We start from the raw sequence: 20,518 nt of genomic DNA, 5'->3' as shown, positions 1-20,518 counted from the left end.
CGGCATGATCTGCTCCTTCAGCGCCATACCGGAGCTGCCGGTGAACGCAGACACGACGGGCAAGTCACCGTCGAGCGCTCCAATACCAGATGGTGCTCCGATGGCTTCGAGATCACGTGCGACAACAAGGAAAAGGTCCGCGTTGCATTTGCGCTCGACTGCTGTGATCGGGAAGCAATCGCTCATGTGGCCACGACAGAAGGCATCAAGAGCGAAGATGTACAGGACCTTGTCATCACGGCGGTAGAAAACCGCTTCGGGCGCATCAATATGCTGGCAGAGCCCATCCAGTGGCTTACCGACAATGGTTCATGCTTCATTGCGAAAAACACCGCGTCCCTGCTCCGGGATATCGGTATGGAACAGTGCAGAACACCAGTGCGCAGCCCGCAGTCAAATGGAATGGCTGAGGCTGTCGTCAAAACATTCAAGCGCGATTATGTCCGGATCAACCCGACGCCGGACGCCGAAACTGTCATGGCTCAACTGCCATCATGGTTCGAGCACTATAACAATCTTCACCCGCACAAGGCTTTAGGATATCAATCTCCACGAGAGTTCCTGAGCCGAAATGCTCAATCCTGAAAATGTCCGGTTTTTAAGGGGCAACTCCATCTCCTTTTACAGAGATTGGATCACATACCATTATGAATATGAACCCCGTTTATGGGGACACAACCTAGTAGATTTATAGCCGCCGATGGCATTTTCTACTCCGGTGCGTTTCCCATATCCGGTAAGGTTTTTCCATTCCATCCGACGGCGTTCAGCAATTTTCCAGCTATGCATATGCCAGTCATGTTGATCTGGTGGACCTATTCTCAATGCGATTACAGGTGATGGAATTTAACCAGGCGATCATAACGCTAAACATCGCTCGTAAATCCCGTATCGACCGGATCGTTTATCTTTCGGTATTTGCTGCCGATCGGGTTGTGAATATGTCACACTTTGCAGTTAAGTCAGGGGCCGAGAGGATGCTTAAACAGATGAACTTCAATACCACGATCCTTCGCCCGACTTATTTCATGGGCAATGAGCACATGATAAAGTACGTGATCCTCAACCATGGGGTTTGACCTCTGTACTCCTATAGCAGTTTCGCATCTGAACTTATGTCTGCTCAGCAAGCGCCAGGGTATACTCACTTCAACTTGCAAGCTTGCCCGGATGGGGCTGCCACCAGATGGCGGCCTCATTTTCGCATTTCATTAAACCATTCCATGACAACGGCGTGATGTTCAGCTTGGCGCTAGGCATTTTGAGGGTGTTGGTGAATAGTGGGATGGATTTCTTACATCACTTGGTCACCAATTCGAACACGAGTTGACGAATCCAGCGATGAGCAGGATGTCCATGGGTACGTTCGTGCCATATAAGCTCGATTTGGAAGCGTTCGAATAGCCAAGGGACATCTATTGCATCAAGCGGAGGCATTTTGCCCCGCAGCAAGCGCCGCGGGACTAAAGCGACAAGATCACTCTTCGCGACGATCTCTGGGACTACGAGGAAGGAGGCAGCGGAGGCCACGATTTTACGTTGGCGCCCGAAGGAATCCAAGGCCGTATCGATTGGTGTTGAAAAGCCGCCGCCCGAGGGCGAGACTATAATCTGCGCTAAATCTGAGAACCCCTCTGCGGTTACCCCCTCGGCTATACGCGGATGTCCCTTTCGTCCAATGAGAGTGTAAGTTTCCTCAAACAGGTGCTGGGTATGAATTTGAGCATGCTCATTTTCGGGCGTCGCGATCGCCATATCTACTTCGCCGTCAGCCAATCGCTGATTAAGTCTTGCCGGGTTGAGCCGATGCACTGCAACGCGCACCGCTGGCGCCTTCTCCTGTAACGCTAGTATGAGCGGTGTAACAACGACCGCTTCAATGTAGTCTGTACAAGCAATCGAAATGGTCAAGGCCGCAGTTTCGGGCGAGAAATCCGCATGATTACGAAGCGTTCCTCTAAGTTGCTCCATTGCCATTCGGAGCGGGCCGATCAGATCCAAAGCCTTGGCTGTTGGGATCATTCCCCGATGCGCGGGGATCAGCAACTGATCTTCGAACACGTCGCGCAGACGATTTAATTGCGCGCTTAGTGCTGGCTGGCTCAAATGCAAACGAGCTGCTGCCTTGGTGACGTTTCGCTCTATGAGCAAGGCTTCCAGGCTCACAAGCAAGTTAAGATCGACGCGCTTGATATCCATTGTATGGATTGGAACTCACAACTTAATCGATTTCACAAATACTGCTCGGCAAGCCAATTTGCAAGCGCGGTGGTCACCAATCGATGTACTCCGCTCAATTTGGAAAGGAAGTTTGCATGTCAAATGAGACAAGACCTCTGATTGTGATTGCGGGAAGCCTGAGCAAGCAAGGCAGGAGCGTTGCCCACTCGCTTCTTCAAAGCGGTCGTTATCGTGTCCGCGCACTGACGAGACGAACTGACTCACCTGAGGCTGTCAAATTGGCCAACGCAGGTGCAGAACTAGTCGCCGTCCCCCTTGCGGGGGGGAGGAAGGATGAATTCACCAAAGCCTTTCTGGGCGCCAATGGTGCATTCCTGCTGACGCCGGGTGTGGTGCCACCCGAAACAACTGAATTCGAGATCGGCAAGGAATTGGTTGATGCAGCAACCGAGGCAGGCGTCAAGCACATCGTATTCAGCTCGCTGGAAGACGTACACACGATTACTCAAGGGAAAATTCTCGCCCGCCATTTCACGGAGAAGGCGCGCGTCGAGGCTTATATTCGGGGTCTGCCAGTCACAAGTTCGTTTATTGAGCTTGCATTTTTCTACACTAATCTTCTTGAATATTATCCGCCGCGTCTGGACGGTGATACATTGGTGTTTCCAATCTATTTGCCAGAATATTTTCCAACTCCCTTTGTCGACCCGCTGACGGCGACCGGTCCTGCGGTTCTCGAGATATTCGATCATCCCTCCACATACGCCGGTCAAACTCTGCCAGTGATCGGAGACATTATTTCCCCTGCCGAAATGGTAGCTACGTTCAGTCGTGTCAGCGGACAAAAGGCAGCATATATCCCGGCTCATACGTCAGAGGATTTTCGAACGAATTTTCCGCAATTTAGCCAGGACTTTGTCCACGAGACAATGGAAATGGTCGAGTATGCAGTGCAATATGGATACTTTCGTTCGGACCGCGACATTGAGTGGAGCCGAAAGAACAATCCAGACACCCTGAACTGGGAGCAGTTTCTGAGAAACACCGGTTGGGATGGCCAGAAAAAGGTGTTCGGTTTGTAGACGTGACTTCGGCTGTCTAGATCACGTCGGAATGGAAGAATGTGAGTTGATCCACTTACTTCACTGTGAGGGCAAGTGGAAACCGGCTTTGTGGTGGACCGTTGCCGGTTTCCTGACACCCTTCCTATATTTTGCGATTAATTGAAAGTGTCACACGGGAACGCGCATAGGACGTACCGTTTGCAGATGTCGAGTAATGATATAAACCGATGGTTGTGATGCGCGATAACTCAGTTCAGGATTGCGCGAATAATTAATCCAACAATGGATACTGCGGCGACGCCGACCAGCCATAGACCGATGAAATAACCGGTTCGAGAAATAAATTTATTCATGTCATGTTGTTCCTACTGCTACGGCAACTCACCCCATTCACCCGGTCTAGCGGTCAGGGGGTAACGCTGCTGATCTCATTGAGTTTACTCAGTCGTATGTGCTGTCGAGATGAGATCACCTCTTAAAGATACCGGTCGATAGAGGTATTCATTCAATTGAATGGAAGACCGAAAGACTTTCCCGAATTATCCCACGGTTGGACTGGTTTGGTAAAAGCCATTATTCCCTCAGAATTAGGCACAACGTCGTGATCGTCGGGTGCCAGAACCCGGCCAATTCATAGCTTTTGTAATCCGGCGGACACACGCGTCTGAATTTGAGGGAAGATTGTCATTTCTCGAATGTTCGGCCAACCGTAGTGTGCCGCAAACTTATGAAAGGACACATGATGGTTCTGAGAATTGCGATTAATGGCTATGGCCGGATCGGGAGAAATGCACTTCGGGCGCTTTATGAAGGGAGTAAGCGTGAGGCGATCGAAATTATCGCTATTAACGATCTTGCAAGTGCTGAAATCAATGCGCATTTGACTCAGTTCGACACGACCCACGGCAAATTCCCGGGCGAAATCTCTGTTTCTGACGGGGCGCTTGTCGTCAATGGAGATTCGATAAAAGTTCTGGCGGAGCGTGATCCGGCAAAACTTCCGTGGGGTGAGTTGAATGTAGACGTCGTTCTTGAATGTACGGGATTGTTCGCAAACCGTGCTGCCGCGTCGGCTCACCTCGCTGCCGGTGCGAAGCGGGTAATAATCTCGGCGCCGGCGGGTCGCGATATCGACGCTACCATCGTTCATGGCGTCAACGACGATGCTTTAAGAGCAGAGCATCGTGTCATCGCTATTGGATCATGTACAACCAACTGTCTCGCCGCGGTCGCAAAGCCGTTGCACGATGCGATCGGTATCGTTGCTGGAAACATGACCACGGTTCATGCTGTGACTAACGATCAGGTTTTGACCGACGTCTATCATTCCGATCCGCGCCGCGCCCGCTCTGCAATGGCGTCGATCATTCCAACAAAGACAGGCGCGGCATCAGCGATCGGTCTGGTTCTGCCCGAGCTGGAGGGTCGGCTAGATGGATTTTCTATTCGTGTTCCAACCATGGACGTATGCCTTCTGATTGTAAGCTTCGCCTGCGGACGCGAAACTTCTGTCGAGGAAATCAACGCTCTGATGCGTTCTGTTGCCAGCGAAGGACCTCTTCAAGGGATACTCACCCTTAACGATCTTCCACTGGTTTCAAGCGACTTCATCCACAATCCTGCTTCGGCGATCTTCGATACGACACTCACCAAAGTGATCGGCGATGGCAAACACGCCACCGTACATGCCTGGTATGACAATGAATGGGGTTTTGCGAACCGGTTGCTCGACAATGCCATACAATTTGGTGAGATGCCTTTGGTATAACGGATGATTGCCAATGCGTTATAGCGTTTATTCCAAGCTGAACAGTTGAGCGTACTAGCGGCATATCAGTTACTCTATAGTGGCTCATCATGACTTGAGAAATATTAGAACGCAGTGCGTTCTTTCGGACGTACAAAACCGCTCTAATTTTCTACTTTTACGCGTTGTACTTTACAAAAATCGATTCCGATTTTTGCGCCGATTGGCGAACCGCAAGTCTGCGGAAGTATTCTGTGGAGGCGGCGAATTGCTTGAGGAGAAACCATGTGATGTTCGCGCCCGGTAAACACTTGCATATAGGATCGTTGATTTTTGATCGTTTTGATCAAATTGATCTGACAGGTCCTTATGAAGTCCTTTCCGCTATTCCGAACGCCACATTCCACATAGGCGCAAAAAAGAAGCAAGTTGTGAAGGATTTCCATGGACTGCCATTAATGCCCACGATTACTCTGAGCGAAATGCCAAAGCTCGATATTTTGCATATTCCAGGAGGCCCAGGGCAGCAGGATGTGATGGAGGACGAGGAGGTCCTTGGTTTTATTCGCAAGCAGGCAGAGGCAGCGACATACGTGTTTTCCGTTTGCACCGGTGCGCTTGTGCTGGGCGCAGCCGGGCTTCTGATGGGGAGACGAGCGACCACGCACTGGGCATCAATGGAAGTCCTTCCACTATATGGAGCAAATCCTGTCAACGAACGCGTTGTTATTGATGGCAAGTGGATTTTCGCGGCGGGTGTTACTTCAGGTATAGATGGGGCACTGCAACTCGCTGCTATGGTACGCGACGAAGATTTAGCCAAACAGATTCAGCTTTATATGCAGTATCAACCGGAACCACCTTTCGATAGTGGAACTCCCGACCGGGCTCCTGCGCATATCGTTGAGAGGCAACTTAATGCAGTTGCTGACCTCACCGCAGCACGTATCGAAACGGCAAAGAGAATAAGAGAAAAACTCATTGTTGAACGGCGCCACGAAGGAATTAGCGAAAAGAAGAGCTAACGGCGATATCAGGATTTAGCTCTAATATTCTGAGAGCGACAGTGCAAAAGTCGGCCACGGAAGAGGCGGGATAACCCTGCTGCGCCGGAGTAAAACTCAGCCACTTAATTAATCCTTCTGCTGCGACAGCAGGAAGGGGTAGGAATCTACACCTTGGAACTTTATCTGAGTGTTTGCCTGGTAGTCTCGGAAGGTATGTGCCGGCGACAGGCCGAGAAGCATTTCAACATATCGCGTGACAGGATGGCCAAGATCGCGGCCTATTCGACACCGCCGGGCTATCAGTGGCGCACACCGATCGAGCATTGGCTCGACGACGATCTAAAGATGCCGCGCAAACCGCGCCATACCGCCAAGCGTGTGTTCGACCAGCTGCGTGACAAGTGCGGCTTGACCGGCGGCTATGCGATTATCATGGATAACATGGGCGAGTGGAATCCGCGTCGCTAGAAGGTAGCTCGCTCCGTGATCTGGCGCACAGCGTCACGCTTAAATTCTTCTGTGAACTTCGATTTGCTCATGATACTCTTCCTGTCTCAAGATTAAGAAAGAGGGCGTCGACAAATCTCGGGGCTATTCACACCTGTGTCAACAGATCGTAAGGTTTTTTCAATTAAGCTTGTAACTATCTTGCCTTGGTAAAAATCAAAAATCCTTCAAACTTAGGCAGTCGTCAGTCTTATTTCTTACCAGCGACTGCGAACCTCAGCCGCTGGTGATTTGACTTTTTATTCAATGATATCCGTCTTCGGCGCGAACCTTTCCACGAAAAACCCAGTATGCATATCCGGTATATGCGAGGATAATCGGGATCAGAATTGCGGACCCAACCAATAGGAACCGCAAGGAGGTGAAAGGGGCTGAGGCTTCTCGAATCGTTAATGAATCCGGGATGATGTATGGATAAAAGCTGATCCCCAGACCCGCATAGCTCAGAATGAATAGGCCTAGAGCTGCCAGAAACGGTCGAAGCTGTTTATTTTTTCTAAGCCCGTTTAACAAAAGATAGGCACATATTGCCAATAACAGCGGCACAAAGGATGAGAAAAAAGCGGTAGGCCAGCGGAACCATCGTTGAAAGTAAATTTCGTTAATAAACGGGGTCCAGATAGACACAATGCCGATCAATGCAAGCAGCAGGACCGTCAGGGGCTTGGCCAGAAATTGGCAGCGTATTTGCACATATCCCATGGTCTTCAGATTAAGCCAAGTGGCTCCAAGCAAAGCATAACCTACAAGAAGCGCAACTCCGCATAAAAGCGAAAATGGTGTCAGCCAATCCCACGGGCCGCCCGCATAAGCATGGTTTTCGACGCTTATGCCCTGAATGAGGGTGCCGAGCGTAATTCCCTGCATGATGGCGGCAAGCGATGAGCCCATCCAAAATGCGATGTCCCAAAAGTGCGAGCCTGGCCTCGTTCGCCAACGAAATTCAAAAGCAACGCCCCGGAAGATCAAACTGATCAACATAATTATGATTGGCAAGTAAAGCGCCGGGAGAACGATGGAATAGACCGAGGGAAAAACAGCCATAAGGCCGCCACCGCCAAGTACCAGCCAGGTTTCGTTGCCGTCCCATACCGGTGCGATGGTGTTTGTCATGAGATCACGGTGTTGTCGCTCCGGGAAAGCGGGAAATATGATTCCAACGCCCAGATCGAATCCGTCGAGAATGACATAGGCAAGAACAGCAAAGGCAATGATCCCAGCCCATACGAGTGAAAGATCAATTTCCATGATGTTCTCCGAGGTTATTACTGAGCGCATGTGCTGTAATCATTCCCGCGGTCCTTATCGGTGCGGAACCAAGTTCGTGATCATCCAGTTCAAGCGGGGGGCGTCGCATGAGCTTCAGCAGATAGACAACGCCTGCACCAAAAACGATAAAGTAGACGACGATAAAGATGACAAGGGATGTGCCAACGGCTGAGGCTGATATGGGAGAAAGACTGTCCGCTGTTCTCAATTGTCCGTACACGGTCCATGGCTGTCGACCAACTTCGGTCGTGTACCATCCGGCAAGTACCGCGATAAAGCCCGATGGTCCCATGGCCACGGCAAAGCGATGCAACGACCGCGAATTGTATAGATGTCCTTTCCAACGGGCCCAGATGGACCACAGACCAACCCCTAACATCAGGAATCCCAGACCGACCATTATACGGAAGGTAATGAACGGCATCAGCGCTGGCGGGCGTTGATCCCGTGGCCACTCTTTCAGGCCCTTTATTTCTGAGATGAGGTCGTGTTTCAGTATCAGCGAACCGAGTTTTGGGATTTCAAGCGCGAATTTTGTTCGCTCCGCCTCGTCATCTGGTATTCCAAACAGTATCAAGGGAGCGCCATTCTTGTGTGTTTCAAAATGCCCCTCCATTGCCGCAATCTTAGCTGGCTGATGTTCCAGCGTATTGAGACCGTGCACGTCCCCGAGCAAAATCTGAAGCGGCGTTCCTAGTGTGGCCATCCACATCGCCATTGAAAACATGATGCGAACCTGACGGTTTTGATTTCCTTTCAGCAAATGCCATGCTCCCACGGCACCGACAGCAAAAGCTGTTGTCAGGAAGGCCGCCACCACTGTGTGTGACATTCGATAGGGAAAAGACGGATTGAATACGATTTGCCACCAGTTTTCAGGTATAAATATACCGTTCGCATCTATGCTGAAGCCGGCGGGCGTATGCATCCAGCTATTGGCCGAGGTGATCCACGTCGCCGAGATCAGAGTCCCTAATGCGACCATGGCGACTGCGAACATATGCGCGCCATCTCCGACGCGCTCGCGCCCGAACAGGGCAATGCCGAGAAAGCCCGCTTCAAGGAAAAACGCCGTGAGAACCTCGTATCCCATCAGTGGTCCGATGATTGACCCGGCTCTGTGAGAAAGGACAGACCAGTTCGTTCCGAACTGATAGCTCATGACAATTCCGGATACGACGCCCATGGCGAAGGTCACCGCAAAGATCGTTTTCCAGTATTCGAACAGTTTCAAATAGGCCGGATCTCTCTTCCACAGCCAGAGACCGTTGAGAACTGCGAGGAAACTCGCGGTGCCAATGGAGAATGCTGGAAAAATGAAGTGAAAGGAAACGGTGAACCCAAACTGAATTCGCGCAAGCATTTCTGCCTGTAAGCCAAAGAATGTCATCGCCCGGCTCCCCGGAAGAAGCCCGCACTACCAACACAAAAGGTGCTGTCGAGTGAAAACGATCGCCGACAAGCGAATAAAAACACAAATCGTGAATACCACGGGTGAATTGAAGCAACAGTTTGCACTTTTGCATCTCCTGTCCAAATTGATATCGTTTGGATAGAAGGGTAGGCAAAAGGCTTAAAGGACGATGTTCCCTCAATTCAGGACACCGCATTAATTTCGCATGTGATTCGCGATCACGCCCCGGAGTTTCCCTGACTAAAACGGCGGCGGTACTCCGTGGGTGTCAGACCAACGACACGCCGGAAGCGCGCCCGGAAGGTCACCGCTGAACCAAAACCGGACAGGAATGCTGTTTGATCTATGGACGTATCACTTTCCTCAAGCAATTCGCGTGCGCGATCGATGCGGGCCATGAGAAGCCACTGCAAAGGGGTCGTACCGGTCTGCTCTTGAAATCGCCGGGCAAAGGTGCGCGAACTCATATTTGCGCGCGCCGCGAGGCTATCAACGGTATGGGCACTGTCCAGATTGTCTCGCATCCATTCGATCAAGGGCGTCAAGCTGGCCAGAGATCCCGGCAGTTCGTGGCGGATGAATTGTGCCTGACCACCGTCCCGGTGCAATGGCGCGACAGTGAGACGTGCGGCATCGGCGGCGACTGACTGGCCGTAATCTCGTCGCACAAGATGAAGGCACATATCCAGTCCTGCCGACGCACCGGCCGAAGTTACGATACGGCCTTCGTCTACAAAAAGCACATTCGGTTCGACTGTTATGCAGGGATGAAGTCTCGCAAGGTCCTCTGCAAAACGCCAATGGGTAGCAGCGCGTCTCCCGTCAAGCAGACCGCTCGCTGCCAATATAAAGGCTCCGGTGCATATTGACGCCACTCTTGCACCGCGCCCGTAAGCTTTTCGTAGTGCACCGCTTACGGCTGCCGGAATGTCTCGAAACGGATATTCGCTTCCCGGAATTATGATCGTTTCGGCCTGCGCAAGGTCAGCCAAACCTTGTCGTACCTGCATGTCAAAGCCAGCCGCGCGAATTGTGCGCTTCGGCGCACAAATCCTAACTTCATAAGCTTTGCTTCCATCTGCCAGACGCGCCATTGCAAACACCTGATAGGCGATGCCAAAATCCAGTGGCACCACGTCATCAAGCACCAAAACAGCAATTTTATGCATTGAATTCGGCTCCTGCCGGAAAATTGTAAACTGCTATTTGCCGTGGCTGCAATCAATCGTTTTTTGTCATTCCTGCCACTCACGTAGATTGTTTGAACGCGCTATTCAATAGGAATGTTCAAGACGAAGGAAACGACGATGACGGATCAAAGAAAGAATAAGACTGAAGGCCGCCAGTTACAGATTGGCATGGTCATTTTCCCCGGCTTTACGCTGCAGGACCTTGCCGGACCCCAGACGGCGTTCGGTCTCCATGCCAAAACCCATATAATCTGGAAGACCATGGAGCCCGTCCCAACAGATATGGGCGTCACCATGAATCCCACGATCACGATTGACGAAGTTCCCGACAATCTCGACGTACTGTTCGTTGCCGGTGGGGGAGGGACACCTGAAATCATGAAGGATCAGGAGTTCCTCGATTTCATTGCTCGCGCCGGAAAAACTGCCACCTATATAACCGCAGCATGCACGGGCTCTGTGCTTCTCGCAATGGCGGGATTGCTTGAGGGTTACCGGGCGGCCACCTATTGGCCGTTTTATGAGCCCCTGATAGCACTGGGTATCGAGCCAAGCTATGAACGTGTCTGCGTTGACAGAAATCGCATTACTGGCGGGGGTGTCACAGCCGGTATCGATTTCGCACTTCAGGTCATCGCGGAACTCAAAGGACAAGACGCGGCCGAGTTCACACAGCTTGTTCTCGAATACGACCCGCAGCCCACCATGAACTCAGGTCATCCCCGAAGTGCTCGCCCAGAAATTGTCGCACAGGTGAAGGGTTTATGGGGGCGAACTGACGCAGCCTTGAAAGTGGCGGAGGAACATATGCAGCGCCGGTCCCAATCGGCAAGGCTCGCTTCTGCCTGATTGAAGAATAGCTGTTTTCAACCTTAGATCATGGGTGCCGCTGATCGAACCGATGGTTCTGCGGCACCCCTCTCTAAGGCTCACAGCATGATATTTCGGCCAAGCATACAGTATGGCTAGCAATGAGGGAAATACGTCTTTTACTTTGCTCAGCCTTTACGGGAGAAGCAGGGTGGATCGTGAGGTCCAACTTCATTCCGTAACGGAGGCTGTCTTCATAATGACCAGACGCATCATCAACGTTCCAGCTAACTCGCCTCTCTTTCCCAGTCAGGCCGAGTTCGAAAAATATGGATACTCACCCGCAGTAAGTGCAGGCGGCTTGCTGTTTATTTCTGGCCAGGTCGCACTAGAGCCGGATGGGTCCGTGTCTGACGATATTACAGAACAGGTGGACCTTGTTTTTCAGAAAACGTTTGAAGTGCTTCGCTGGGCTGGCCTGACGAAGGACGATCTGGTCGAGATATACAGCTATCACGTGAACCTCCCCGAACATTTTTCTCAGTTTATCGCGGTAAAGGAAAAATATCTCACGTCATCCTTTCCCGCGTGGACAGCACTTGGTGTCGAAGCATTGGGTCTGCCTGAGTTGAAGATTGAAATGCGCAGTATTGCGGCTTTTCGTGATTGATCGGACAAAGCCAACCAAATTGCCGCCTCCTCGTTTTTCCCTCGTGAGTCAACCATATCGCTCACCAGCGGCGTGTGACGACCATTGAATACGAAACCATGATCTCCATTAAGGAACAGCCTATGAATGAATTTGCAGGTAAGCGCGCCCTCATCACTGGTGCTTCACGTGGCATTGGCGCGGCCATCGCATTGGAATTGGCTGAAAGAGGCGCAGACATCGCATTCACCTACGTCAAATCCACGACTGCTGCCGAAGAACTGGTCAAGAAGATCGAAGCAAAAGGTCGGCGAGCCTTTGCGATTCAGGCCGATAGTGCGGACGCGTCAGAGATTAAACGCTCAGTCGATGAAGCTGCTTCAAAACTCGGTGGTCTGGACATTCTGGTGAACAATGCGGGGGTATTGTTCCAGGGGCTGCTCGAGGATATGCCACTGGAACATATCGACAAGATTCTCGCGGTGAATGTCCGGGCAGTGGTAGTGGCTTCGCAAGCTGCAATCCCATACCTTGGCGAAGGCGGCAGGATTATCTCGATCGGATCATGCCTTGCGGAACGTGTCGCTTTTGAAGCCGTGGCTGTTTACTCGATGTCAAAGTCGGCGCTTCTGGCATTTACGCGCGGTTTGTCACGCGAACTTGGCTCGCGAGGCATCACGGTCAACCTCGTGCATCCCGGGCCGACCGAAACGGAAATGAGTCCGCCAGATGCGCCGGGCGCCGCCGCGATGCGCGCGCAAATTGCACTTGGCAAATATGGTACGGACAAGGATGTTGCGGCTGCAGTTGCTTTCATCGCCAGTTCGGCTGCCCGGCACATCACAGGCACAGGGCTGAACGTCGATGGCGGCATGAACGCTTAAGCCTATCAGAAATTGCTCAACACAGGGCGTATCTTGAACTTTATGTGCAAAGGTTTGCGTGTGTGTTTCAGATATCTCCTGGTGGGCTTTTTTATAGAAGTGATATGATGAGTATCAGTCATTATCTCAAGACTATTGGTCGGGGCGCGCGGGGGGCTCGATCCCTCTCTCGCGAACAGGCCGTAGACTTGTTTGCTCAAGTTCTGGACGGTACCGTAACGGACTTGGAAATAGGTGCATTTTGCCTCGCCATGCGCATTAAAGGTGAGACGCCGGAGGAAATGGCCGGCTTTCATGATGCGCTACGACTGAGGCAGTCAATCATACCTCTTTCCCCTTCGGGGCGGGCAACCGTCATATTGCCAAGCTATAATGGTGCGAGAAAGCTCCCTGTCCTGACGGCTCTGCTCGGATTGCTCCTCGCCGAAAAGGGCATACGGGTTATTGTGCATGGATTGAATCACGACCCTGGACGAACGACAGTCGCGGAGACATTTTCGGCGCTAGGACTACCCCATTGTGGTCACGTGGACGATGTGTCTGACGGTATCAATTTTCTACCTGTCGATGTTTTTGCGCCAAAGCTTGCAAAGCTTGTGGATGTCCGCAAAACCATCGGTCTAAGGAACTCCGCGCACAGCCTGGTCAAAATCCTCAATCCCACTTCTGCGCGGGCGCTGGTCATCGGAAGCTACACGCACACGGCCTACGCGGAAATCATGTCTGAGACCTATCGGCTGCTCGGCGCAGACGCGATGCTGCTGAGGGGGATCGAAGGAGAATCCATTACCGATGCAAGGAAGATTCAACAGGTCGATGTATTCGTTGCGGGTGTCCAGACGCGGTTGCAAGAAGCTGAAAAGTCACCTCTTGTCGCTGCACCAGAATGGCCTGACGATATTACCGCATCCGCCACTGCAAACTATATAGAAGAAGTTATGGATCGCCGCAGACCGGTTCCCGAACCTATTCTAAGGCAAATCATGCATATCCAAGATACGCTACTTGTTATGGAAAAGCAGGTGAAGCCTCCGATCCCAAACGGGTAGGAAGTTATTTGGAAAGAGCGTCAAAAGTATCCTACAAATGGCACGAAAGCGTTGTGCAGAGGGCTACAATTCGTTGTTGGCATCAGAATGAAGATGCTTTTTCTTCAAAAGTGCCCTTTCCGCTCGGATGCGTTGCACTTGGGGCTGGCTCTGTCGACATACGACGCAGGCTCTGAGGAGGATGACCGAAGATGCGAAGAAATGCACGTCGCATTCTTTCAGGATCGGTAAAACCAACCTGACGGGCAATGACCTCTATCGGCTCTACGCCCCGCTCGACACGGACGCGGGCCACCTCCGCTCTTAAACGTTCCACGGCTTTAGCTGGTGTTTCTCCAGTCTCTGCGAGAAATGAACGTCCGAACTGCCGCGGGCTAAGATGTGCTACATCTGCAAGACGCTCGGTGGATAGAGACTCTGTCAAATGTTCACGAATGTAGGTGAGTACGGTTCTGATACGATCAGAAGCCGGTTCCATATCCAGCATAGCCGAGAATTGCGATTGTCCGCCTGGGCGGCGATGATACACAACGAGCATCTGAGCCACGCTTTTTGACGTCTCAGTGCCTAAATCCTCCTCTATCATTGCCAGAGCAAGATCGATGCCGGCTGTAATACCAGCGGATGTCCAGAGATCGCCGTCTTTCGTGAATATGCGATCTCCATCCACCTTAATTTTCGGATACATTCGTTGAAGTTGACCGGCGTATTTCCAGTGAGTTGTAGCCCGACGTCCATTTAGGAGGCCGGCGGCTGCGAGTAAAAATGTGCCAGTGCAGACGCTTGCAACCCGGCGTGCAGAATGCAGACTCTTATGAAATGTACCGTCGATTTCAAAGCCTATCTCAGCGGGATTTATAAGTACGTCTCCTCCGGTGAAAATAATCGTATCGTACGGCTCCGATCGGATGGCCTCGGTCTGAACGGCCAAGCCCGACGAACTTGTGATAAGCCCTCCCTCTTTCGAGACAATGTGAAGATTGTACGGCAAACATTCATTCTGCCTGCTGGCGATTTCGAATGTTGAAAGAGGGCCGCTTAAATCTTGGATCTGGAATTGGGGATACACGACAAACGCTACATCCCGAGTCATCAATACAGGCCCGTTGCTAATTGCGGCAATCATATTCATCGAGAACCTCTCAGCGCATGGAGTCTTCAACAGTCACACTTCCAGCTTGCTCTTTCCTATCATGACTTCGCTAAGGGTACATCTCGGCATGGCGAAAAAAGAGGGAAGTGCGTCATTTCCTCGCGCCAGCCGCTGCTGTATGAAAAGTGAAATAGAAATTTTGAATGCGCCAATGGAAGCGATTTGTCCTTGGAAACCGATGCGTTTGAGATGACGAACTTATTCGGATCGTCACCTTAGGCGGCAAGGGAGAAAGACAATATCCCACCTTCCGGTAAGCGGTCGCAGCGGTGGCATCGAAGACTTGGACAGGATTATCGGTGATGAGCTCGGTGAATATTGAGGAAGAGTTATCGCAGTTGCGGCGGATGCGATTGGCATCTGTGATCGAAGCCACAACACTCATATTGCTTCTTTGCATCGCAGTACCGTTAAAGCATCTCAATGGATTTCCTATGGCTGTCTCGGTCATGGGCCCCATCCACGGTATAGCTTTCGTCTACTATGCGTGGGCCTTTATCCAAACGGTTGCGGGTGGTGACTACGACCGGTTTGAGGTCGTCCGGATGGTCGTCTCAGCCTTCATTCCTTTTGGTGGCTTTCTAAACGACCGCGCGCTTGCACGACGTCAAGCGACCCTACAGTCTTCAATTTAAGGAAACCCGATGGATTACCTTTGGTTAAAAGCAATCCATGTTGCTGCGGCTATCATCTGGATTGGGGGCATGTTGACCGTTGGCATCACAACAACCGCTGTCAACGTTATTCCTGTAGACGTGTCGGGGGCGCGCCGAGGTGCATTCTTTGCGCGGATTCGTCGCTGGGATCGAAGGGTGACAACGCCTGCGATGCTGATGGTCTGGGCATTCGGGCTCGCGCTAGCGGTCACTGGTCAATGGCTGTCACAGCCCTGGATAATAATCAAAATTGCCCTCGTCATTGTACTTTCCGGGATTCACGGCATGCTATCGGGCGGTCTGAGACGTCTCACTCTTGAGCAGCAGCCACGCGGTATTGCCGCCATCCGGTTTGCTGCTTTCGGCATCATCTGCATCGTGATCGTCGTGGTCGGTCTTGTCGTCATCAAGCCGTTCTAGCCATTGGAGTTGTCTATGTTTTCTGGACGAAATGAACCTCATGTATCGCAACGCACCATGCTATTGACAGGTGCAAGCCGAGGTATTGGCCATGCAACCGTAAAGCTTTTTTATCAAAGCGGATGGCGGGTTCTAACCGTGTCGAGGGCTGCTTTCGCCGAGGATTGCCCATGGCCGGGAGGTCGTGACAACCATATCCAGGCGGACTTGTCGCGGGCTGACAGCTATAAAACATTGGCAGCAGAAGTAAGCGAACGTCTTGGAGGCAGCGGTCTTTATGGAATTGTCAATAATGCGGCAATTTCCCCCAAGCTTGAGGGCGGCGTTCGTATGGGGATCTCAGATACGTCATATGAGGACTGGCTGGCCGTCTTTAACGTTAACTTATTTTCAGCGGCGGCATTATCCCGGCTTCTCTTGCCTGAACTCAAGGCGACGAACGGGGCAATTGTCAACGTGACATCAATCGCTGGCTCTCGGGTTCACCCATTCGCAGGCGTTGCATATGCCTGTTCTAAAGCAGCTTTAGCTGCGTTGACACGCGAGCAAGCTTCCGAATTTGCCCGTTACGGAATTCGAGTCAATGCGATCGCACCTGGAGAAATCGACACGTCGATACTCTCACCAGGTACGGAAAAAATAGTCGCCGACCAAATCCCCATGCATAGGCTCGGTGATCCAACGGAGATCGCCCGTGTAATCCTTTTCCTGTGTTCCGGTGAAGCGTCGTATATCAACGGTGCGGAAATCAATGTGAACGGCGGCCAGCATGTTTGATCGGTCTAGATAGGATTGGGATAATACACATCGGATCGTGATCTTATCTCGCTTGATGTCGGAAGGTCTGTTTTAGGACGGAACGGCTTTTGGCTTCACCAAGCACTAAGGAGTCAGTCATCATGAAAACAATATTAGTTGCAGGGGCTGTCGGTGTCATAGGGCGCGCGATACTCGAACATTATGAGCAGAAAAAGGATGTGAGAGTCATAGGGCTGTCTAGGCGCCGTCCGGAATTCAAAACGCGAGCCGAACATATCTCTGTGGATCTTCTTGACAAGGCTGATACAGCGTCGAAGCTTGGGACCGTAGATGGTACGACGCATATCGTTTATGCGGCCTACAAGGAGCTACCGACACGTCACGAGCTCGTTGCTCCAAACCTCGCAATGCTTTGCAATATTGTGAAAACCGTAGAACAGACGTCTCCATCGTTGCAGCACGTCACGCTCATGCAAGGCGGGAAAGCCTACGGATGTCATCTCGGGCCCTTTCCGACACCTGCGCGCGAAGATGATCCCAGACATATTTCACCCAACTTCTATTACGATCAAGAGGACTTTTTGCGGGTGCATTCGGTCGGAAAGCAGTGGTCATGGTCTGCGCTCAGGCCAGAGGCTGTATGCGGAATGGCAGTCGGAAATCCGATGAACCTACTCATGGTGATTGCAGTCTACGCCACGATCTGTCGGGCACTGAGTTTGCCATTGACATTCCCTGGAACCGACGCGTCGTATAACACGCTTTACCAAGTGACCGATGCCCGGATTCTTGCGCAAGCAACTGAGTGGGCCGGATCTACGGATGCCGCGCGAGGCCAAGTGTATAACATCACCAATGGAGACTATTTTCGTTGGGTGCGCTTGTGGCCTCGCATCGCGGAGTTTTTCAAATTGCCGATCGGAGCACCGCTTCCGTTCTCGATGCAAGAGATGATGGCAGATAAAAAAGCTCTCTGGGACGGCCTTGTCCGCGATCATGGGCTTGCACCCTATGGCTATGACGAAATCGCGAACTGGAACTTCGGAGATTTGGTTCTGAAAACCCAATACGACAACATTACCAGTACGATCAAAGCCAGACGGGATGGTTTTGCGGACTGCATCGATACAGAAGACATGTTCAAAGAACTTTTTACGAATTTGATCGAGAAGCGGATCATTCCAACACCAGTTTAGGATAGATGGGGCGGTGGCTGTTAGCTTCTAGCAGTTAGTGATGTGTAAGAGTTAGTTGAAAAGACATGGTTATATTACTTCCCAGAAGTGCTGCTAGATGGATATCTTTAATGAATGTCGGTATCGGTAGTTGCGTGCCCCCGCAACCAAATCTTCCCAATCTCCATCATATCTAACTGGCCGAAAAGCTTCGCTTGTCTACGCCAGACCGTCACTGCTCCCCATCGCTTATAACCTGGAGGGTGAGGAGGATAAGGAATTGATCCAGTGAATCAATTCCCCGACGAACGGGACAAATCCTGCACCAGCAACCAAACAATCAAACCAGAAGCCCCGCAAAGATTGCGGGGCTTTTGACGTTTTAAGCACTGAAAAGACCGGAAGAGGGCGCCCAAGGCTATGTTCATAGCCGCGACCCCACTCAGGCACAAGCCGTCGTGTGTTCCCGTAAAGAGATCGGGCAGGTCCGAAGAGCCTCCATAACGCCCCACTCTCAAAACAATCCCCAGACCTGGAAATAAGCCAGAGCAAAACAAGATACACAAAAGCCCCGCTGCTCACGCAACAGGGCTTTTGGCGTTCTAGGACCTGAAAACAGAGAGGGCGCTAGACGGGTACGGATGTCGGCTCAAGCCCGAGCACCTAACAGATCGTCAAAACTTCGGCGATGAGCCAGTCGCGGAAAAGCTGCAGCGCTGCGTTTGAGGCGATGCTCTCATGGCTGCAGATGAACTTGTAGGATTCTTTGGGCTGAAAGTACTTCTCTGACACGATGCCGAGGCTACCACGTTGCATATCGCCTTCGAGTAGTTGTCGATGTGAAAAGCCAATCCCCTGTCCAGAGCGGGCTGCCGCCAGAAGTGTGTGCTGGTCATCGAAAAAAAGGTTTGAATTTGCGGCTATATCCCCAATGCCATGATGCGCGATCCATCGCTTCCAATCGCTCATGTCGCGATAGTGCAGGCGAGGGATATCCGGGTTGCTGAGAAGATCCTCAGAGTTTTCCAGGCCTTCTAGTAGAGAAGGACTACAGACAGGCACCAGCTTTTCGGTCAGCAGGTCTATACTATAGGCACCGGCAGGTGCATGCAGACAGTATTTGATCTGTGCATCTTCCCTGTCCTGCGCGATGGAATCGATATCGAGATTATTGAGATGTAGCTGTATGCCCGGATTTTGTTTCAGGAACCCGGCGATCCGGCTGGCGATTACTTCCATAGAGAAGAATGGACCGGCGCGTACGCGGAGAATTTTCGCTCTGTTGTCTTGACCAATCAGGGTGGTCACAGCGCCAACCTCATCGAAAGCACGGCCACAGACTTCTGCCAGCAGCGCGCCCTCTGCCGTGACGGTAACACCGCGTGGCCCGCGAATAAGCAACTGGCAGCCCAAGGCCTGTTCCAGAAGTTTGATCTGATGGCTGACAGCGCCTTGACTGACTGCCAGTTCCTCCGCTGCAGCGGTAAAGCTCTGGCAGTGCGATACAGCCTCAAAAGCCCGCAAGGCTTTCAAGCTTGGAAGTCGTCTGCGTGTCGTTCGTGAACTCATAATCCTATGAATTTTTCTAATAGTATTGAATAGATCTTTTGCATTGATCGACCGCTGGCACAAGCATAATCGTCAATCAATAAAAGCTGCCCAAGGGAGCATTCCCACCGGTTCACGATCCCGAAGACATGGATTGTCGGTGATCTGCGATGCCAGCAAAGGGCCAATAACAGGAGATCGGAACGTGCATAAGCAATTCAAAATGGGAATGATTGCAGCGGCTATTGCCGTGCTCGGTGCTTTCCCGACCCATGCCGAGGAAATCCGCATGGGAGCCGAAGGTGCTTACGCGCCGTTCAACTATCTCGATCCCAACGGCAAGCTGAAAGGCTTTGATATCGATGTTGGCGATGCGATCTGCGAAAAGCTGAAAGCGGATTGCGTGTGGAGCGCCAATGAATGGAGTGGGATTATTCCGGCCCTTCAAGCGAAGAAATTCGATGTCATGGCGTCATCGATGGCCATCACTGAATCGCGCATGCAGCAGGTCAATTTCTCCAATCCTTACTACTACAATACCATGCGGTTTGTTGCGTTGAAGGAGCTTGGCCTGAAGGATGTGACGCCGGAAAGTGCCAAGGGCAAAGTCATCGGCACCCAGACCGGCTCAATCGCCGTCGATGTTTTGCAGCGCTTTTTCCCCGATAATGAGGTAAAGCTGTATCCGACGCTGGAAGAAGCTTTCCTGGATATCGAGAACGGTCGTGTCGACCTCGTGCTCGAATCCAAATTCGCACTCAGCGATTGGATTTCGAAGGGCGCGAGCTGCTGCGAGTTCGTCGGCAACGAGTTCCTGCTGGATGGCACACTGGGCGCTGGCATGGCCTTCCGCAAGGATGACGTAGAGCTGCGCACGCGCGTCAACAAGGCGCTTGCAGAGATCATCGCCGACGGCACCTACGACAAAATCCGCGCCAAGTATTTTGACTTCGACATCAGAGAAAAGCCGAAATTCGCCAGCGAAATCTTCGGCAAATAATTCGTTCCGACAAGACGCCTGATTTGAAGCACCACA

Annotated in this window: 20 protein-coding genes and 2 pseudogenes; 15 read left to right on the top strand and 7 right to left on the bottom strand. The window is 51.7% G+C overall.

Annotated features, from left to right (window positions below):
* Window positions 1-585: DDE-type integrase/transposase/recombinase (locus QBD01_RS13885; RefSeq protein WP_280993284.1), on the top strand; the 585-nt coding region annotated here is incomplete at its 5' end.
* A gap of 96 nt (window positions 586-681) precedes the next feature.
* On the opposite strand, the pseudogene QBD01_RS13880 reads toward QBD01_RS13885, so the two are convergent.
* Window positions 682-816, bottom strand: a pseudogene (locus QBD01_RS13880) (IS5/IS1182 family transposase); the annotation flags it as partial.
* Window positions 817-824: 8 nt separating this feature from the next.
* Between QBD01_RS13880 and QBD01_RS13875 the strand changes: the two are divergent.
* Window positions 825-1,079, top strand: a complete 255-nt coding sequence (locus QBD01_RS13875; protein ID WP_392391401.1) for an SDR family oxidoreductase — start codon at window positions 825-827, stop codon at window positions 1,077-1,079.
* A 220-nt stretch (window positions 1,080-1,299) separates the two neighbouring features.
* Here the strand turns inward: QBD01_RS13875 and QBD01_RS13870 are convergent, their stop codons facing one another.
* Entirely contained in the window at window positions 1,300-2,199 is a 900-nt protein-coding gene (locus tag QBD01_RS13870) for a LysR family transcriptional regulator (protein WP_339441788.1), read from the bottom strand.
* 116 nt (window positions 2,200-2,315) lie between these two features.
* Between QBD01_RS13870 and QBD01_RS13865 the strand changes: the two genes are divergently transcribed.
* From QBD01_RS13865 to QBD01_RS13850, 4 genes and pseudogenes are all read left to right on the top strand, one after another.
* Complete coding sequence (locus QBD01_RS13865) at window positions 2,316-3,263, top strand: NmrA/HSCARG family protein (RefSeq protein WP_182519437.1); 948 nt, start codon at window positions 2,316-2,318, stop codon at window positions 3,261-3,263.
* A 724-nt stretch (window positions 3,264-3,987) separates the two neighbouring features.
* Window positions 3,988-5,013, top strand: coding sequence for a type I glyceraldehyde-3-phosphate dehydrogenase (gene gap / locus QBD01_RS13860; RefSeq protein ID WP_182520030.1), 1,026 nt, complete (start codon window positions 3,988-3,990; stop codon window positions 5,011-5,013).
* Window positions 5,014-5,282: 269 nt separating this feature from the next.
* On the top strand, window positions 5,283-6,017 hold the full coding sequence (locus tag QBD01_RS13855; RefSeq protein ID WP_280993299.1) for a DJ-1/PfpI family protein: 735 nt from the start codon (window positions 5,283-5,285) through the stop codon (window positions 6,015-6,017).
* A gap of 195 nt (window positions 6,018-6,212) precedes the next feature.
* A pseudogene (locus QBD01_RS13850) lies at window positions 6,213-6,449 on the top strand (IS21 family transposase); the annotation flags it as partial.
* 300 nt (window positions 6,450-6,749) lie between these two features.
* Here QBD01_RS13850 and cydB read toward each other — a convergent pair.
* The 3 genes from cydB to QBD01_RS13835 form a co-directional block, all read right to left on the bottom strand.
* Window positions 6,750-7,754: a cytochrome d ubiquinol oxidase subunit II gene (gene cydB / locus QBD01_RS13845; protein ID WP_280993283.1), complete on the bottom strand. Its 1,005-nt coding sequence runs from the start codon at window positions 7,752-7,754 to the stop codon at window positions 6,750-6,752.
* On the bottom strand, window positions 7,744-9,165 hold the full coding sequence (locus QBD01_RS13840) for a cytochrome ubiquinol oxidase subunit I (RefSeq protein ID WP_280993282.1): 1,422 nt from the start codon (window positions 9,163-9,165) through the stop codon (window positions 7,744-7,746). Before QBD01_RS13840 ends, cydB begins: the two co-directional genes overlap by 11 nt.
* A 242-nt stretch (window positions 9,166-9,407) precedes the next feature.
* On the bottom strand, window positions 9,408-10,358 hold the full coding sequence (locus QBD01_RS13835; protein ID WP_182519440.1) for a helix-turn-helix domain-containing protein: 951 nt from the start codon (window positions 10,356-10,358) through the stop codon (window positions 9,408-9,410).
* A 138-nt stretch (window positions 10,359-10,496) separates the two neighbouring features.
* Here QBD01_RS13835 and QBD01_RS13830 point away from each other — a divergent pair, with 138 nt between their 5' ends.
* The 4 genes from QBD01_RS13830 to ybiB all read left to right on the top strand — a co-directional run bounded on the left by QBD01_RS13830 (window position 10,497) and on the right by ybiB (window position 13,771).
* A complete protein-coding gene (locus QBD01_RS13830) occupies window positions 10,497-11,228 on the top strand; it encodes a DJ-1/PfpI family protein (protein ID WP_182519441.1) in 732 nt (243 codons plus the stop codon).
* A 220-nt stretch (window positions 11,229-11,448) separates the two neighbouring features.
* On the top strand, window positions 11,449-11,859 hold the full coding sequence (locus QBD01_RS13825; protein ID WP_182519442.1) for a RidA family protein: 411 nt from the start codon (window positions 11,449-11,451) through the stop codon (window positions 11,857-11,859).
* Window positions 11,860-11,981: 122 nt separating this feature from the next.
* On the top strand, window positions 11,982-12,722 hold the full coding sequence (locus QBD01_RS13820; RefSeq protein ID WP_182519443.1) for an SDR family oxidoreductase: 741 nt from the start codon (window positions 11,982-11,984) through the stop codon (window positions 12,720-12,722).
* 104 nt (window positions 12,723-12,826) lie between these two features.
* Window positions 12,827-13,771 (top strand): DNA-binding protein YbiB, encoded by a 945-nt coding sequence (gene ybiB, locus QBD01_RS13815; RefSeq protein WP_280993281.1) that lies wholly within the window; start codon window positions 12,827-12,829, stop codon window positions 13,769-13,771.
* 82 nt (window positions 13,772-13,853) lie between these two features.
* Here the strand turns inward: ybiB and QBD01_RS13810 are convergent, their stop codons facing one another.
* On the bottom strand, window positions 13,854-14,903 hold the full coding sequence (locus tag QBD01_RS13810; RefSeq protein WP_280993280.1) for a GlxA family transcriptional regulator: 1,050 nt from the start codon (window positions 14,901-14,903) through the stop codon (window positions 13,854-13,856).
* A gap of 323 nt (window positions 14,904-15,226) precedes the next feature.
* Here QBD01_RS13810 and QBD01_RS13805 point away from each other — a divergent pair, with 323 nt between their 5' ends.
* From QBD01_RS13805 to QBD01_RS13790, 4 genes are all read left to right on the top strand, one after another.
* On the top strand, window positions 15,227-15,559 hold the full coding sequence (locus tag QBD01_RS13805) for a DUF3817 domain-containing protein (protein WP_280993279.1): 333 nt from the start codon (window positions 15,227-15,229) through the stop codon (window positions 15,557-15,559).
* Window positions 15,560-15,568: 9 nt separating this feature from the next.
* Window positions 15,569-16,000, top strand: coding sequence for a CopD family protein (locus QBD01_RS13800; protein WP_182519444.1), 432 nt, complete (start codon window positions 15,569-15,571; stop codon window positions 15,998-16,000).
* A 15-nt stretch (window positions 16,001-16,015) separates the two neighbouring features.
* Window positions 16,016-16,777: an SDR family oxidoreductase gene (locus QBD01_RS13795; RefSeq protein WP_182519445.1), complete on the top strand. Its 762-nt coding sequence runs from the start codon at window positions 16,016-16,018 to the stop codon at window positions 16,775-16,777.
* A 122-nt stretch (window positions 16,778-16,899) separates the two neighbouring features.
* The gene (locus QBD01_RS13790; RefSeq protein WP_280993278.1) at window positions 16,900-17,955 is read left to right on the top strand and encodes an SDR family oxidoreductase; all 1,056 of its coding nucleotides are present in this window, start codon (window positions 16,900-16,902) and stop codon (window positions 17,953-17,955) included.
* 642 nt (window positions 17,956-18,597) lie between these two features.
* Here QBD01_RS13790 and QBD01_RS13785 read toward each other — a convergent pair.
* Window positions 18,598-19,467: a LysR family transcriptional regulator gene (locus QBD01_RS13785; protein ID WP_280993277.1), complete on the bottom strand. Its 870-nt coding sequence runs from the start codon at window positions 19,465-19,467 to the stop codon at window positions 18,598-18,600.
* A gap of 220 nt (window positions 19,468-19,687) precedes the next feature.
* Between QBD01_RS13785 and QBD01_RS13780 the strand changes: the two genes are divergently transcribed.
* Window positions 19,688-20,482, top strand: coding sequence for an ABC transporter substrate-binding protein (locus QBD01_RS13780; protein ID WP_280993276.1), 795 nt, complete (start codon window positions 19,688-19,690; stop codon window positions 20,480-20,482).
* Window positions 20,483-20,518: the final 36 nt, after the last annotated feature.

Origin of the sequence: Ochrobactrum sp. 19YEA23, from assembly GCF_029909865.1 — a bacterium.
GTDB lineage: Bacteria > Pseudomonadota > Alphaproteobacteria > Rhizobiales > Rhizobiaceae > Brucella > Brucella gambitense.
The sequence above is the reverse complement of the archived record's forward strand: the minus strand, read 5'-3'. Positions and strand labels throughout refer to the sequence as shown.

Excerpts from the sequence above, each read along its gene's own strand:
- QBD01_RS13840 (WP_280993282.1), bottom strand. The coding sequence starts at position 9,165 with ATGACATTCTTTGGCTTACAGGCAGAAATGCTTGCGCGAATTCAGTTT.
- QBD01_RS13800 (WP_182519444.1), top strand. The coding sequence starts at position 15,569 with ATGGATTACCTTTGGTTAAAAGCAATCCATGTTGCTGCGGCTATCATC.
- QBD01_RS13855 (WP_280993299.1), top strand. The coding sequence starts at position 5,283 with ATGTTCGCGCCCGGTAAACACTTGCATATAGGATCGTTGATTTTTGAT.
- gap (WP_182520030.1), top strand. The coding sequence starts at position 3,988 with ATGGTTCTGAGAATTGCGATTAATGGCTATGGCCGGATCGGGAGAAAT.
- QBD01_RS13790 (WP_280993278.1), top strand. The coding sequence starts at position 16,900 with ATGAAAACAATATTAGTTGCAGGGGCTGTCGGTGTCATAGGGCGCGCG.
- QBD01_RS13795 (WP_182519445.1), top strand. The coding sequence starts at position 16,016 with ATGTTTTCTGGACGAAATGAACCTCATGTATCGCAACGCACCATGCTA.
- QBD01_RS13805 (WP_280993279.1), top strand. The coding sequence starts at position 15,227 with ATGAGCTCGGTGAATATTGAGGAAGAGTTATCGCAGTTGCGGCGGATG.
- cydB (WP_280993283.1), bottom strand. The coding sequence starts at position 7,754 with ATGGAAATTGATCTTTCACTCGTATGGGCTGGGATCATTGCCTTTGCT.
- QBD01_RS13810 (WP_280993280.1), bottom strand. The coding sequence starts at position 14,903 with ATGAATATGATTGCCGCAATTAGCAACGGGCCTGTATTGATGACTCGG.
- QBD01_RS13875 (WP_392391401.1), top strand. The coding sequence starts at position 825 with ATGCGATTACAGGTGATGGAATTTAACCAGGCGATCATAACGCTAAAC.
- QBD01_RS13835 (WP_182519440.1), bottom strand. The coding sequence starts at position 10,358 with ATGCATAAAATTGCTGTTTTGGTGCTTGATGACGTGGTGCCACTGGAT.
- QBD01_RS13870 (WP_339441788.1), bottom strand. The coding sequence starts at position 2,199 with ATGGATATCAAGCGCGTCGATCTTAACTTGCTTGTGAGCCTGGAAGCC.
- ybiB (WP_280993281.1), top strand. The coding sequence starts at position 12,827 with ATGATGAGTATCAGTCATTATCTCAAGACTATTGGTCGGGGCGCGCGG.
- QBD01_RS13820 (WP_182519443.1), top strand. The coding sequence starts at position 11,982 with ATGAATGAATTTGCAGGTAAGCGCGCCCTCATCACTGGTGCTTCACGT.
- QBD01_RS13865 (WP_182519437.1), top strand. The coding sequence starts at position 2,316 with ATGTCAAATGAGACAAGACCTCTGATTGTGATTGCGGGAAGCCTGAGC.
- QBD01_RS13830 (WP_182519441.1), top strand. The coding sequence starts at position 10,497 with ATGACGGATCAAAGAAAGAATAAGACTGAAGGCCGCCAGTTACAGATT.
- QBD01_RS13825 (WP_182519442.1), top strand. The coding sequence starts at position 11,449 with ATGACCAGACGCATCATCAACGTTCCAGCTAACTCGCCTCTCTTTCCC.